This window comes from Nocardia sp. NPDC051570 (assembly GCF_044454005.1).
Classification (GTDB): Bacteria; Actinomycetota; Actinomycetes; order Mycobacteriales; family Mycobacteriaceae; genus Nocardia.
This window is the reverse complement of sequence record NZ_JBITDI010000009.1, coordinates 250,846-265,635: the sequence shown is the minus strand read 5'-3', so window position 1 is coordinate 265,635 and position 14,790 is coordinate 250,846. Positions and strand designations below refer to the sequence as shown.

The following is a 14,790-nucleotide window of genomic DNA, read 5'->3' as shown; positions in this document are numbered from 1 at the left end:
CGGGCGGTTTTTCGTGAGGAGGCTAACGTCTTCGCACCGATCACCGATACACCCTTGATACCCGGTACAGGCCTACACTCGGAACCGATCGACACAAGCGCCATCGACCTCGTATGAGTTCGGTCACGGACACGGTCGGGTCGCGTGTATGCGTTTCGCGTCACACCTACGGTGTCGTAAGGTATGAGGTCGCGACCACACGGCTCAGGGGGTCGACGAGCAAGATCGCATGACAACATCGAAGGGCGCACTTTTATGGCAAAGGATCTGACTCAACTCGAACTGCTGTCGGAGTTGGAGCCGGTTGCCGAACAGAACGTCAACCGCCACCTCTCCATGGCCAAGGAATGGCATCCGCATGACTACGTGCCGTGGGACGACGGTCACAACTTCGCCGCGCTCGGGGGCGTGGATTGGGACCCCTCCCAGTCGAAGCTGAACGAGGTCGCCAAGGCGGCGATGATCACCAATCTGCTCACCGAGGACAACCTGCCCTCGTATCACCGCGAGATCGCCGAGAATTTCTCCCAGGACGGCGCGTGGGGCACCTGGGTCGGCCGTTGGACCGCCGAGGAGAACCGGCACGGCATCGTCATGCGCGACTACCTCGTGGTCACCCGCGGCGTCGATCCGGTCGCGCTCGAACAGGCGCGCCTGATCCATATGACCAACGGCTTCGCCTCCCCGGCGGATCAACTGCCCGAGGATCAGGCCGGATTCCTGTATTCGGTTGCGTACGTGACCTTCCAGGAGCTGGCCACCCGCGTCAGCCACCGCAACACCGGTAAGGTCTGCGACGATCCGATCGCCGACCGCATGCTGCAGCGCGTCGCGGCCGACGAGAACCTGCACATGATCTTCTATCGCAACATGTGCGGGGCGGCGCTGGATCTGACGCCCGATCAGACGCTCGACGCGATCACCCTGATCCTCGAGAACTTCCAGATGCCGGGCGCGGGCATGCCGAACTTCCGTCGCAACGGCGTGCTGATGGCCAAGCACGGCATCTACGACCTGCGTCAGCACCTCGAAGAGGTGGTCCAGCCGGTCCTGAAGAAGTGGCGCATCTTCGAGCGCGACGACTTCACCGCCCGCGGCGAGGCGGCCCGCGAGCGCCTGGGCCTGTACCTGGACAGGCTGAGCAAGGACGTCGTGAAGTTCGAGGAGCAGCGCGACCGCATGCTCGCCCGCGAGGCCCTCAAGCGCGAACGCCAGCTGGCGGGTTCCTCGGCCCGCTGAGCGTCGTGTCCACTGCGCCGCCTCCCGCGGCGCGGTTCGCCGCGCCCCTCGTGATCTCGGTCCCTCTGTCCTCCGCTTCGCTCCCCGCCCGAACGCCTCGATCGGACGGATGAGAAAATGGAATCCATGACCGCGGCGCTCGAGACCAGGAACGACTTGCGGATCGGCCCCTACCCGGTCGATCCGCCCGTTGTGCTCGCACCGATGGCCGGCATCACCAATGTCGCCTTCCGGACGTTGTGCCGGGAGTTCGGCAGCGCCACATCGATCTACGTCTGCGAGATGATCACGGCCCGGGCCGTGGTGGAGCGCAACGAGAAGACGCTGCACATGATGTCGTTCGGGCCGGACGAGAATCCCCGCTCGATGCAGCTGTACGGCGTCGACCCGGCCACCCTCGGCGAGGCCGTCCGCGTCATCGTGGGCGAGGGCTGGGCCGATCACATCGATCTCAATCTGGGCTGTCCGGTGCCGAAGGTGACCCGGCTCGGCGGCGGCGCCGCGCTGCCGTACAAGCGGCGGCTGTTCGAGGCGATCGTGCGCGCGATGGTGAGCGCGGCCGCGCCCGCGGGCATTCCGATCACCGTGAAGTTCCGCATCGGCATCGACGACGAGCACATCACCTACTTGAACGCCGGCCGCATCGCCGAGGCCGAGGGCGCCGCGGCGGTCGCGCTGCATGCCCGCACGGCCGCGCAGCGCTATTCGGGCGAGGCGGACTGGTCGGCGATCGCCCGGTTGAAGGAGGCGGTCACGACCATCCCCGTCCTCGGCAACGGCGATATCTTCAGCGCCGACGACGCGGTGCGGATGATGGCCGAAACCGGTTGCGACGGTGTGGTTGTCGGCCGCGGCTGTCTGGGCCGCCCCTGGCTGTTCGCCGAACTGCAGGCGGCGCTGCGCGGTGAGCCGATCCCCGAGGGTCCGAACCTCGGCCGCGTCGGTGCGATCCTCTACCGCCACGCGAGCCTGCTGGCCGAGCACTACGGCGAGGACCGGGGCATGCGCGACCTGCGCAAACATATGGCCTGGTATCTGATGGGCTTCCCGGTCGGCGCCGATCTACGCCGCCGCTTCGCCACCGTCGCACACCTCACCGAATTACAGGATCTGATCGCCCAATTGGACCCGTCGGCCCCCTTCCCCAAGGACGCCGAGGGCCCCCGAGGTCGCCAGGGCTCCCCCGGCAAGGTCAGCCTCCCGCACGGCTGGCTCGACGACCCCGAAGACCGCGCCGTCCCCACGGCCGCCGACGTCATGCATTCGGGCGGCTGATCCACCCCTCGACCGCGTGGCCCCAGCATGCGCCACCCCACCTCATGGTCCCGTCGCCACCCCACCTCATGGTCCCGGCGCGCTTTTCGCCGGGATCTCTCGTCGTGTCAGGTGGCCCATCGTGGCTCAATCGTTATCATTGCGAAGGGCACTGCCGTTGAACGGGCAAGCCGGTCCCCGAGTGTGAGTGAAACGAGGTTCGTTGGTGGGTGACGACGATCGGCGCGGGCGGACGCCCGCGCCCGGAGGTCGCGCCCCCTGGGAGCGCTACTCCACTGCGGAGGCCGAGGCGGACGATGAACGGCCCGGGCGGCGCAATCGATATGCCGACGAAGCGGCCGACGGGCCTGTGACCGTGCACGATCTGATGCAGAAGGTCGACAGTGAACGCGTCGCCGATCTGCCCACCGACACCACGCTTCCGGCGCAGCACGCCGCCCCGCGCGCGCCGCGGGGCGAAACCGCTTCCGCCGCGGCACCGCACGCCGCGGCCGAACCGGACGCGTTGCCGCCCGCCTACTTCCGGGCCCCGACCGCCGATGATCCCGTCGACCCGTACGCCGCCCAGCGGGCCAGGCTCGTCGACCAGCCCACCGACGTCCTGCCCACCACGGACCCGGACAACCCGCCGCTGGAGCTCGATCAGCAACGGGCGAGGCCGAAATCCATTGGTAAGCCGCCCCTCTCGCGCCTGGCCGCGAATCGGCAGCGCCGGACGGGCCGGATGCACCTGATCGGCCGCAGCGTGGCCGCGGTGGTCACGGTGCTGACCCTGGTCCTCACCGGCGCGGGCTGGAACTATCTGCGCGCCACCAATCACGCCTTCGACAAGAACAAGGTCGACGCGGTGGACCTGAACTCCCCCGACGTCGTCAATCCCGGCGGTCAGCTCGGCGACGAGAACTTCCTCATCATCGGCAACGACACCCGCGCGGGCGCCGACGGCCAACTCGGCGCGGGCACGACCGACGACGCCGAGGGCGCCCGGGCCGACACCGTCATGCTGGTGAACATCCCGGAGAGCCGGCAGCGCGTCGTGGCCGTGTCCTTCCCCCGCGATCTCGACGTCTCCCGTCCGTCCTGCGAGGGCTGGGACAACGAGAACCGCCGCTATACCGGCACCTCGTTCCCATCCGCGATCGGCGACAAGCTCAACGCCGTCTACGCCCTGGGCGGGCCCAAATGCCTGACCTCGGTGATCACCAAGCTGTCCGGCCTGAAGATCAATCACTTCATCGGCCTGGACTTCAGCGGATTCCAGTCGATGGTCGACACCGTCGGCGGCGTGGAGGTCTGCACCTCCAAACCGCTGGTCGACGAGGAGCTCGGTACCGTTCTGCCCACGGCGGGCAAGCAGATCATCAACGGCTCGACCGCGCTGGACTATGTGCGGGCCCGGCACGTATCGGGCGAGTTCCGCAGCGATTACGACCGCATCAATCGTCAGCAGCGGTTCATGTCGTCGCTGCTGCGTAGCGCGCTGTCGAACAAGACGCTGTTCGACCCCGGCAAGATGAACAGCTTCATCGGCGCCTTCTCCAGCCATGCGATGATGGACCATGTCAACACCAACGACCTACTGACACTGGGTCGTTCGCTGCAAAAGGTGGATGCCGGCGCGATCACATTCCTGACCGTCCCCACGGCCGGAACCACCTCCTACGGCAACGAGATTCCGCGTGAGTCGGATATCAAGGCGATCTTCACCGCGATCATCGACGATCAGCCGCTGCCCGGGGAGAAGAAGCCGATCGCCCCGCCCACCCCCGCCGAACCGCCCGCACCGCGTCAGCTCACCGCCGCCGATCCGAGCACGGTATCGGTGCAGGTGTCCAACGGCTCCGGGATCACCGGCGTGGCGGCCACCGCCGCGAACAAGCTGTCCAATCAGGGTTTTCAGATCTTCAACGTCGGAAACTATTCCGGCGGAACGATTCCGGCGACGAAGGTGCGCTACTCGTCCGGACACGAGGCCGAGGCGGCGACCGTCGCCTCGGCGATCCCGGGCGCGCGGCTCGAGACGGCCTCGGGCCTGGGCAGCATCGTCGAGGTGGCGCTGGGCGCCGATTATCAGGGCACGATCCGCACCCCGATATCCTTCGGCAATCCGCTGCCCGCCATGCCCGCGGCCGCCGATGGCGCACCCGAGACGCCGGTCACACTGCCCTCGGACCTCGAGCATGTCAACGCGGCCGACGACCTGTGTAAATAACCGACGCTCACCTGCGAAGACGTGGCTAGTAACTGGCAACACCAGCGGTTCACCCACCGTTCGTGACTTGGTCAGGGCCGGGAACTAATGTTTGGTTTCATGCGTGTCATCTACAACGAACAAATGGCCGATCTCGCCACGCTGCTCGGCGAGATGGCCGGGCTGGCGGGCTCGGCGATGGAGCAGGCGACACAGTCGCTGCTGCAGGCCGATCTGACGCTGGCCGAGCAGGTGATCAGCGAGTACGACCGGATCGCCGAGATGAACACGCTGGCCGAGGAGAAGGCCTTCGCACTGCTGGCCCTGCAGGCGCCGGTCGCCGGTGATCTGCGGCAGGTGGTCAGTGCCATTCAGATCGTCGGCGATGTGAACCGGATGGGCGCGCTCGCACTGCATGTGGCCAAGGTCGCACGGCGGCGGCATCCGAATCACGCCCTGCCCGAGGCGGTCAACGGCTACTTCGCCGAGATGGGCCGGATCGCGGTCAATATGGGCGCGGCGGCCAAGGAGGTCCTCGAGACCCGCGACCCGGAGCGCGCCGCGCAGCTCACCGAGGACGACGAGGCGATGGACGATCTGCATCGCCACCTGTTCACGCTGCTGATGGATCGGGAGTGGAAGTACGGCGTCGCCGCGGCCGTGGATGTCACGCTGCTGGGCCGCTACTACGAGCGCTTCGCCGACCATGCCGTGGAGATCGGCCGCCGGGTCGTCTTCCTCGTGACCGGCGTGCTGCCCCCCGATACGGACGTCGAGGCCGAGAAGATCTGAGTCGCGCGAGCGGATCATTCGCTCGGCGTGGGCTTCTCGCGCCAGGCCAGCAGCACCGAGTTACCGTGCTGAGGTTTCCACGGCAGTAGCAGCGCGACGGCGAGAGTGCAGACCAGGAGCACACCGACCGCCACGTACGAGGCCGACTGCGCGCCCTCGAGGGCCGCGACCTTCATCGCGTGGACGAGTTCGGCCTTCGGCTTGGCCAGGAATGAGCTGACCGGCGCCTTCACCACCTCGATCACGCTGATCGGGGTATCGCGGGCCAGGCTCTTCTGATCCGGATTCATGATCCCGTTCGGGATCGCGTCGATGCGCGAACCCACCCGATTCGTATAGATCGAACCCATGATCGAACCGAGCACCGCGACGCCGAGCGTGCCGCCGACCTCGCGCGTGGTGTCGTTGACCGCCGATCCCGCTCCGGCCTCCTCCAGTGGCACCGAGCCCATGATCGACTCGGTGGACGGGCCCTGCACCACGCCGAAGCCGACACCCATCAGCACCATCGCGATGACAACCGGCCCCAGATAAGGGGTGTCGACCTTCACCTGACCCGCGATGTACATGCCCGTGGCCAGCATCAGCAGCCCGGTGATCACCGTCGCGGTGGTGCCGATGCGCTGCGCCACCAGCGTCGCGATGGGTGCGCCGAAGCCGACCGCGGCCGCGAACGGCAGCGAATGGATGCCGAATTGCAGTGCGCTGTACTCCTTCACGCCCTGGAAGTACTGGGTGATCAGGAACAGGAAGCCGAAGGCACAGAAGTAGGACACCGTGATCGCGGCGGCGGGCACCGAGAACCGGCGGATCCGGAACAGCCGCACATCCAGCACGGGCGAGCTCACCCGCAGCTCCCACGCGACGTAGATCACCAGCAGCGCAACCGAAATCGCGTATCCGGCGACGCTGCGCCCGGACAGCCAGCCCTGTTTGGGCGCCTCGATGATCGTCCACACCAGCGTGGCCACCGCGATCAGCGACAGCACGATGCCGACGATGTCGAGTCGACCGGTGTGCTCGGCGCGCGATTCCGGCACGAACGTCAGCACGGCCGCGATCGCGATGATCGCGATCGGCACATTGATCCAGAACACCGAATGCCAGCTGAAGTACTGCAGCAGATAGCCGCCGGTGATCGGGCCGATGGCGACCGCGACCCCGGCCATGGACGTCCACAGCGCGATCGCCGCGGCCCGGGCGCGCGCCTCGGGGAACAGGTTGATGATCAGCGCCAGCGTGGCCGGAAAGACCGCGGCCGCAAAGACTCCCATGCCGGCGCGCGCCGCGATGACCTGGCCGAGGTTCGTCGACAACGCACCCGCGCCGGACATGACCGCCACACCGGCCAGGCCGATGACCATGACGCGGCGACGGCCGAACCGATCGCCGAGATGCCCGAGCGCCAGCAGCAGTCCGGCGAAGGCCAGCGTGAACGCGTCCACGATCCACTGCAGCCCGCTCATCCGCGCCTGCAACTGCACCGCAATCGAAGGCAGCGCCACATTGACCACGGTGTTGTCGAGCACCACGAGCAGTTCCGCGAGACAGATCGCGATCAGAGCGAGTATGCGCAGCCGCATCGCGACCGGAATCCGCCGCTCGAGCCGCAGGCTCGCCGTCGATACCGCCATCTGATGCCTCCCGACTAGAACGATCGGTGTAGTTGGGAAGACATTATCTGTTACGTCGAGTCGCAACAACCGACCCGGGTAGGAGATGGCATAGCTAACACAGGGCGGCTGATGTGACGCGCCTCACCATATCGAGCCGAGAACGCGAAACGGCCCCGGATTTCCCCGGGGCCGTGACGGTCGATGGGCCGGTTTGCTATCCGAAACGACCCGAGATGTAGTCCTCGGTCTCCTTGCGGGCCGGGTTGGAGAAGATCTTCTCCGTCTCGTCGATCTCGACGAGACGACCGGGCTTGCCCTGGGCCTCGAGATTGAAGAAGGCCGTCTGGTCGCTCACACGGGCGGCCTGCTGCATGTTGTGCGTGACGATGACGATGGTGAACTCCTTCTTCAGCTCGGCGATCAGATCCTCGATCGCGAGCGTGGAGATCGGGTCCAGCGCCGAACAGGGCTCATCCATCAGCAGCACATCGGGCGAGACCGCGATGGCGCGGGCGATGCAGAGCCGCTGCTGCTGACCACCCGACAGGCCGCCGCCCGGCTTGTCCAGGCGGTCCTTCACCTCGTTCCACAGGTTCGCACCGCGCAGCGAGCGCTCGGCGACCTCGTCGAGTTCCTTCTTGCCGCGCACGCCCTGCAGCCGCAGCCCGGCCACCACATTGTCGCGAATCGACATGGTGGGGAACGGGTTCGGGCGCTGGAACACCATGCCGATGGTGCGCCGCACGCCGACCGGATCCACGGTCGAGCCGTAGATGTCCTCGCCGTCGAGCAGCACCGCACCCTCGACGCGGGCGCCCGGGGTTACCTCGTGCATGCGGTTGAGCGAGCGCAGCACCGTGGACTTACCGCAGCCCGAGGGTCCGATGAAGGCGGTGACGCTGCGGGGCAGCACGGTCAGCCTCACATCCGCGACGGCGTGGAACTTGCCGTAGTAGATGTTGAGGTCTTTGACATCGATCCGCTTGGCCATGTGTCGATATTCCGTTCGCTTCTATCGGTTCCGCGTGAGCAGCTTGTTGACGACCGCCGCCCCGAGGTACAGCACCGCGATCATGAGAATCAGCGTCAGCGACGCGCCCCAGACCCGCATCCGGCCCGCGGGCTCCGGGTTGGCCAGCTCCTGATAGATCAGCAGCGGCAGCGACGCCATATTCCCGTTGAAGACGTCGAAGTTGATCGACCTCGAATAGCCGACCAGCACCAGCACCGGCGCGGTCTCGCCCATGACACGGGCCAGCGCCAGCAGCATGCCGCTGATCATGCCCGGCAGCGCCGTGGGAATGACGATGCGCAGGATGGTCTTCCACTTCGGGATGCCCAGAGCGTATGAGGCCTCGCGCAATTCGTCGGGCACGAGTTTGAGCATCTCCTCGGTGCTGCGCACCACCACCGGCAACATCAGCAGCAGCAACGCCAGCGATACCGCGAACGAGCTCTGCGGGAAGCCGAAGGTGGAGATCCAGAACGCGAAGACGAACAGCGCCGCCACGATCGAGGGCACACCGGCCAGGATGTCGACCATGAACGTGGTGGTCTTGGCCAGCCAGCCGCGGCCGTATTCGACCAGGAACACCGCGGCCATGATGCCCAGCGGCACCGCGATCACCGCGGCCACGGCCGATTGCACGATGGTGCCGTAGATCGCGTGGTAGACACCGCCGCCGTATTGGTTGGGCAGCAGGCCGTTCTGCGATTTGGTCCACCAGCCGTTGCGGGTGACGGCGTGGAAACCCTTGTTCAGCACCAGGATCAGCACCCAGCCCAGCGGGACCAGCGCGATCGCGAAGCAGAGCCACATGACCGCGGTCGCGACGCCGTTGCGGATCTTGCGGCTCGCACTGACCTGACGGAACGCCGGCGCCTTGACCGGACGATCGAGCGTCGGGGTGGCCATCAGCCGTTCACCTTCCCTCCGGCAGCGATCCGGGCCAGCGCGTTGACCAGGAAGGTCAGCACGAACAGCACGAAACCGGCCGCGATATAGGCGCCGGTGGGCAGCGCCTGACTGAATTCCGATGCGGCCGAGGCGATCTTGGAGGCGAAGGTATAGCCGCCGTCGAACAGCGACCAGTGTCCGGCCTTGGTCGCGGTGCGCAGCACCACGAGGACCGCGATCGTCTCGCCGAGCGCCCGGCCGAGACCGAGCATCGATCCGGCGATGACACCGCTGCGTCCGTACGGCAGCACGGTCATCCGCACCACCTCCCATTTGGTGGCGCCCAGTGCCTGTGCGGCCTCGATATGCGCGCGCGGAGTGAGATTGAAGACCTCGCGGCTGACCGAGGTGATGATCGGCAGGATCATCACCGCCAGCACCACACCCGCGGTGAAGATGGTGCCACCGCCGCCGATCGACACGTTGCCGTTCTTGAACAGGAAGAACCAGCCGAGGTCGTCGTTGAGGAGGTTCTCCAACGGCACCAACCGCTTGGCCAACACCAGATAACCCCAGAGACCGAACACGATCGAAGGCACCGCCGCCAGCAGATCCACCAGGATCGAGAATGGCCGGGACAGCGTCTTCGGTGCGTACTGGGTCAGGAACAGAGCGATTCCGACACCCAGCGGCACCGCGATCGCGAGCGCGAATACCGAGCTGAGCACCGTGACCATGAACAGGTCGCGGATACCGAACCGCAGATGGTTGGCATCGCCGGTGCTGAATTCGGTGCTGGTGAAGAAGTTCGCCTCATTGGCCCTGATCGAGGGCACCGCCCGAATCAGCAGGAACAGCGCGATGAGCGCGATGGCGGCGACGATCGTCGCGCCGGCCGCGGTGGCCAGCGACCGGAAGATCATTTCCGGTGTCTTGTTGTGGCCGCGACGGCTCTTGGTCGTCGGCGGTTCTGTGCTGGATTCACTGGACATGAGGGGAGTATCTCCACCCGTCCGCGGGCCGGTCGAGTCCGACTGGCCCGCGGGGGTGACTTCGTCGTGGACGGTCATGGTTTCAGGCGACTATCAGGAGATGGCTTTGATCGCGTCGGACAGCTTGCCCTTGAACGAGTCCGGAATCGGGATGTACCCGGCCTGGTCGAGACCGTTCTGTCCGTTGGTGACCACCGAGGTCAGGAACGCCTTGACGGCCTTACCGGTATCGGCGTCGGCGTACTTGGAGCACACGATCTCGTAGGTGGCCAGCATGATCGGGTACGCGCCGGGATCGGTCGGGTTGTAGAACGAGGTGGTGTCGAGCACCAGATCGTTGCCCTGGCCCTTGACCTTCACGCCCGCGACGGCCTTCTGCGCCGAATCGACGGTCAGATCGACCGGCTTGACGGCCGAATCGGTGAGGATGCGCGCCATCTTCAGGTTCTGCGACTTGGCGAACGACCACTCGTTGTAGGTGACCGAGCCGGGGGTGTTGTTGATGGCGGCCGAGGTGCCCTCGTTGCCCTTGGCGCCCTCGCCGACTCCACCCTTGAAGTCCTTACCCGCACCCCGGGTGCCCCAGCCGCCCTTCGACGCCGCGGCCAGGTACTGCTGGAAGTTGTCGGTGGTGCCGGACTGGTCGCTGCGGAACACCACGTGGATGTCCTGGTCCGGAAGCTTGGACGCGATCTGCGTGTTCAGCTTCTGGATCTGCGGGTCGTTCCACTTGCTGATCTGACCGCTGAAGACCGCGGCGGCGGTCGGGCCGTCCAGCACCAGGTTATCGATGCCGTTCAGGTTGTAGGTGATGGCGATCGGGCCGAAGACGGCCGGCAGATTCCACGCCGGGGAGCCACAGCGCTGCGCGGCCTTGTCGGGCTCACCCTTGGCCGGGTCCAGCGGCGAGTCGGAACCGGCGAAATCGGTCTGGCCGCCGAGGAAGTCGTTGACGCCCGCACCCGAACCGCTGGCGGTGTAGTCGAGTTTGTAACCGTCGCAGTTGGTCTGGTACGCGGCCACGAAGCGGTCCATCGCGTTCTTCTGCGCGGTGGAACCACTGGACTTGAGAGACTTCTTACCGCCGCAATCGACGTTGACCTTGCTGCCGGTGCCGGTGCCGTTGCCCGGTGCCGCGTTGTCATCGCTGCCACAAGCCGACAAGGTCAGGGCGGCGCTCGCGGCGAGCACGCCGACAAAGGCGCTGCTGCGCTTGAGATTCAACTGAATTCCTCCGAGAATCGCTGGGCGCGCCCGATCCCTCAACGACCGGGCGGGTGCTGTGGTGGGCCGGTTCGCGGAGAACTTGCACACCGGGCGGCCGTATGGCGCCCTCAAGTAACGTAGGTTCGGCCGGTTGACAGTTGGACCTGGGTAAGTGAACGGAAGGTGAACAACCCGGCGCGATTGCGCCCGATAGATGTGACATTTGCCGCAAAGTTACTGCGGACATGTCATGAAGTGACCTTCCGGGGTCTTCGACCTGACCGACAGGGGGCTTCGGGCTTACCGGCGGGGATCAGGGCGTGGCGTACGCCACGTCGATATGGGCCGGTTCGAACCCCAGGCGAGTGTAGGTGTGCACGGCCGCGGTGTTATCGGCCTCGGTGTAGAGCAGCACCTCGCCCAGACCACGGTCGCGCAGGTAATGCAGGCCCGCCAGGGTGAGCAGGCGACCGAGGCCGCGGCCCTGGGCGGTCGGATCGATCGCGACCACGTATACCTCGCCGACGGGCGGCTGCTCGTCGTCGTGCACCTTGGTCCAGTGGAAGCCGAGGATGCGGGACGGATCCGCGGCATCGGCCGCGAGGAACAACCCCTTGGGGTCGAACCACGACGAGTCGCGGCGCGCGGTGATCTCGGCCTCGCTCCAGCCGCCCTGCTCGGGGTGCCAGTCGAAGGCGGCGTTGTTGACCCGTAACAGTTCGGTATCGTCCGCGGGCCCGGCGTAGGTGCGCAGAACGATCTCGGCGGGCACGGCCAGTTCTGGTAGCTCCGATGTTGCTAGAGGGCGTCGCATCTGCCACAGTTCGCGCGCCACGGTCAGTCCGAGGCGTCCGGCGACCGCCCGCGCGGGCGCGAGGTTGCCGTGCGCCCACACCCGGGCATCCGGGCCGCCCACGGCCAGCGCGCCGGCCACCAGCTCCGCGCCGAGACCGCGCGAGCGCTGACGCGGATCCACCACGGCCTCGGCCATGGCGGGGTGATCATCATGTGCCACAACGAGATTCGCATATCCCGCCACCGCGCCGTCGCGCTCGATCAGCAGATGCCGAGCGGACGAGGGTGTGGTCAGCGACAGTACTGCCTGCTCGGAAACCGGTGCGACACCGTCGATTTCGGTCGCCCGGTCCAGCAGTTCGACGATGGCCGCGGCGATATCGGGGGTGACCTCGTCGGTCCAACCGGTATGCGGTTCGCTCACGGGAGAGTTCCGGTCGCCGGGGTGAGCTGTGCGTCGTCGGTGCCGCCGGCGTTGTCGTCGTCCTCGGGGAATGGGGGGACCGCGTCGCCCTTGGCCGCGCGGGCCGGGCGGACCGCCTTGTAGCCGACGTTGCGGACCGTGCCGATGAGCGATTCGTATTCGGTGCCGAGTTTGGCGCGCAGGCGTCGCACATGCACATCGACCGTGCGGGTGCCGCCGAAGAAGTCGTAGCCCCACACCTCCTGCAGCAGCTGGGCACGGGTGAACACCCGGCCCGCATGCTGTGCGAGGTACTTGAGGAGTTCGAACTCCTTGTAGGTCAGGTCGAGCGGGCGGCCGCGCAGGCGGGCGGTGTAGGTGCCCTCGTCGATCACCAACTCACCAAGGGTGATCTTGCCGCTGTTCTCGGGACTGACGGCGCCACCGTTGCGCGCCACCAGAAGTCGCAGTCGCGCATCGAGTTCCGCGGGCCCGGTGCCGGGCAGCAGAATGTCATCCACACCCCAGTCGGCGTTGACCGCGACCAGACCGCCCTCGGTGAGCACCGCCACCACCGGTACCGAGGATCCGGTACTACCGAGCAATCGGCACAGCCCGCGCGCGGCGGCCAGATCGGTTCTCGCGTCCACCAGGGCCACATCCGCCGACCCGGCCTCGAGCAGCGAGGCAACCTCGGTCGGCGCCGGTCGGATGTGATGCGGCAGCAACGACAGCGACGGCAGCACCGACTCCGGATTCGGGTCGGAGGTCAGCAGGAGCAGCTCCACAGCTCTCCTCCCAATCTGGCATGTCCGCGGGCAACCTCGGTGTCTTTCGCGATTCCATGCTCGTACGCACAGGTAATTCGGACCTACATTAGCGCGTTCGAACCGGTGACCACGCAATCCGGGCAACCGACGCACGTTGCGGGTCCTTGCGTCCGGCGCTGAGCGGCCGCTCCACCCCCTGTCCCCGCGTCCGGCACGCCAGCGCCGGATGCGGGGTCGAGCCGCCCTCTGTACCAACAGATATCGTGCGTGCATGCGTTGTACACCGGGAATCGAGGGCTGGCGCTCATGCGGAAGGTGATCGTCGGGGTGCTGCTGGTGGTGGCGCTCGCGGTGGTCACCGACTTCACCGCGGCGGCCTATACCGAGTACCGGGTGTCGCGGGCCCTGCGGGCGGGCGGCGATCTCAGTGCCGATCCCGAGGTCACCATTCACGGGTTTCCGTTCGCGGTGCAGGCCTGGCGGGGTGATTATCGCAACGTCGAGATCCGGGCCCGCGCCAATCATCCCGAGGTTCCCGGCGAGATCCAGGTCGAGGCCACCCTCAACGGCGTGCACATCCCGATCGGCGATCTGGTCGACGGGAAGATGGGTTCGGTGCCGGTGGACCGCGTCTCCGGGCGTATGCGCATCGACTCGCTGGGACTCGGTCGGCTGCTGAACATCCCGAACCTGTCGCTGACCGGTCCGCCGGCCGACAAGTCCGACGGCACGGGCGGATCCGGCGGCACCGGCATGACCATCCAGGGCAATACCTATCTGCTCACCGGCAGCATCCAGCTCGGACCCGAATCGCGCAGCACCACCCGGGTCAGCGTCAAGGTGAATCTGATGCTCGAGGGCGACCAGGTGCGCGTGGTGGCCACCGATATCTATCGTGGGGAAGAGGCCGACGCCGCGACCGCCACGACATTGGGTCCGGATCTGGACAAGGCGGCGGTGTTGGCCCGCTTCACGCGCACCATCGACACGAGGGATCTGCCGTTCGGCGTACATCCCACCAAGGTCCAGGCACTCGGCGGCGAGATCATCGTCGAGGGCGAGGGCGAGAACATGACGCTCGAGATGAACAGGTTTGCCCGATCATGATGCAGATCACAATTCTGGCGGTCGTGCTGCTGGCCGGCCTGGCCGCGGGGCTGGCGATCCGCCTGCGCGAGGGGCGGGTCCGGACCTCGGCCGGCGCCGATATGACCGGCGACGACGCCCGCACCGAACTGCTGGCCGCGGTCGGCGTGCAGGGTGAGGTGCCCGCGGTCGTGCACTTCTCCGCCGACTGGTGCGGTCCGTGCGCGGCGGTCCGGCGGGTGGTGGCCGGTGTGGTCGCCGATCTGGCCGAAACACCGCAGCCCCCACTGGATATCGAGGTCGACATCGATGCCGAACCCGCGCTGGCCAAGGAGCTGAACGTGCTCTCGCTGCCGACCACCTTCGTCTTCGACGCCCGCGGCCGCGAGCGATTCCGGATCTCCGGCGTCCCGAAGTCGGGCGATCTGCGCAGCGCGCTCAGCCCGCTGACCGTGCCCGAAGCCGCCTGAATCCCAGGATCCGGACCCGGGGTCCAATTCCCGCCCCGAAACGGGTAAACTCCCTTAC

13 protein-coding genes are annotated in these 14,790 nt (G+C 66.8%); 6 read left to right on the top strand and 7 right to left on the bottom strand.

Features of this window, described 5'->3' with window-relative positions:
* Positions 1 to 255: 255 nt before the first annotated feature.
* The 4 genes from ACIA76_RS24090 (at position 256) to phoU (ending at position 5,497) form a co-directional block, all read left to right on the top strand.
* Complete coding sequence (locus ACIA76_RS24090) at positions 256 to 1,239, top strand: acyl-ACP desaturase (RefSeq protein WP_397154277.1); 984 nt, start codon at positions 256 to 258, stop codon at positions 1,237 to 1,239.
* 126 nt (positions 1,240 to 1,365) lie between these two features.
* Positions 1,366 to 2,514: a tRNA dihydrouridine synthase DusB gene (gene dusB, locus ACIA76_RS24085; RefSeq protein ID WP_397154275.1), complete on the top strand. Its 1,149-nt coding sequence runs from the start codon at positions 1,366 to 1,368 to the stop codon at positions 2,512 to 2,514.
* Positions 2,515 to 2,719: 205 nt separating this feature from the next.
* Positions 2,720 to 4,726 carry an LCP family protein gene (locus ACIA76_RS24080; RefSeq protein ID WP_397154274.1) on the top strand — a complete coding sequence of 669 codons (2,007 nt, stop codon included), beginning with the start codon at positions 2,720 to 2,722 and terminating at the stop codon, positions 4,724 to 4,726.
* A 99-nt stretch (positions 4,727 to 4,825) separates the two neighbouring features.
* The gene (gene phoU / locus ACIA76_RS24075) at positions 4,826 to 5,497 is read left to right on the top strand and encodes a phosphate signaling complex protein PhoU (protein WP_397154272.1); all 672 of its coding nucleotides are present in this window, start codon (positions 4,826 to 4,828) and stop codon (positions 5,495 to 5,497) included.
* Between the two features lie 14 nt (positions 5,498 to 5,511).
* On the opposite strand, the gene ACIA76_RS24070 is transcribed toward phoU, so the two are convergent.
* The 7 genes from ACIA76_RS24070 to ACIA76_RS24040 form a co-directional block, all read right to left on the bottom strand.
* Complete coding sequence (locus ACIA76_RS24070) at positions 5,512 to 7,131, bottom strand: MFS transporter (RefSeq protein WP_397154270.1); 1,620 nt, start codon at positions 7,129 to 7,131, stop codon at positions 5,512 to 5,514.
* Between the two features lie 196 nt (positions 7,132 to 7,327).
* Positions 7,328 to 8,104 carry a phosphate ABC transporter ATP-binding protein PstB gene (gene pstB, locus ACIA76_RS24065; protein ID WP_397154268.1) on the bottom strand — a complete coding sequence of 259 codons (777 nt, stop codon included), beginning with the start codon at positions 8,102 to 8,104 and terminating at the stop codon, positions 7,328 to 7,330.
* 21 nt (positions 8,105 to 8,125) lie between these two features.
* Entirely contained in the window at positions 8,126 to 9,028 is a 903-nt protein-coding gene (gene pstA, locus ACIA76_RS24060; RefSeq protein WP_397154266.1) for a phosphate ABC transporter permease PstA, read from the bottom strand.
* Entirely contained in the window at positions 9,028 to 9,933 is a 906-nt protein-coding gene (gene pstC / locus ACIA76_RS24055) for a phosphate ABC transporter permease subunit PstC (RefSeq protein WP_397154525.1), read from the bottom strand. The genes pstA and pstC overlap by 1 nt, the downstream gene beginning before the upstream one ends.
* A 162-nt stretch (positions 9,934 to 10,095) precedes the next feature.
* Positions 10,096 to 11,226: a phosphate ABC transporter substrate-binding protein PstS gene (gene pstS, locus ACIA76_RS24050; protein ID WP_397154264.1), complete on the bottom strand. Its 1,131-nt coding sequence runs from the start codon at positions 11,224 to 11,226 to the stop codon at positions 10,096 to 10,098.
* A 295-nt stretch (positions 11,227 to 11,521) separates the two neighbouring features.
* On the bottom strand, positions 11,522 to 12,427 hold the full coding sequence (mshD, locus tag ACIA76_RS24045; RefSeq protein ID WP_397154262.1) for a mycothiol synthase: 906 nt from the start codon (positions 12,425 to 12,427) through the stop codon (positions 11,522 to 11,524).
* Positions 12,424 to 13,194 (bottom strand): winged-helix domain-containing protein, encoded by a 771-nt coding sequence (locus ACIA76_RS24040; protein ID WP_397154260.1) that lies wholly within the window; start codon positions 13,192 to 13,194, stop codon positions 12,424 to 12,426. Before ACIA76_RS24040 ends, mshD begins: the two co-directional genes overlap by 4 nt.
* 288 nt (positions 13,195 to 13,482) lie before the next feature.
* On the opposite strand from ACIA76_RS24040, the gene ACIA76_RS24035 reads away from it, so the two are divergent.
* Positions 13,483 to 14,283 (top strand): LmeA family phospholipid-binding protein, encoded by an 801-nt coding sequence (locus ACIA76_RS24035; RefSeq protein WP_397154258.1) that lies wholly within the window; start codon positions 13,483 to 13,485, stop codon positions 14,281 to 14,283.
* Entirely contained in the window at positions 14,280 to 14,732 is a 453-nt protein-coding gene (locus tag ACIA76_RS24030; protein ID WP_397154255.1) for a thioredoxin family protein, read from the top strand. The genes ACIA76_RS24035 and ACIA76_RS24030 overlap by 4 nt, the downstream gene beginning before the upstream one ends.
* The last annotated feature ends 58 nt before the right edge of the window (positions 14,733 to 14,790 follow it).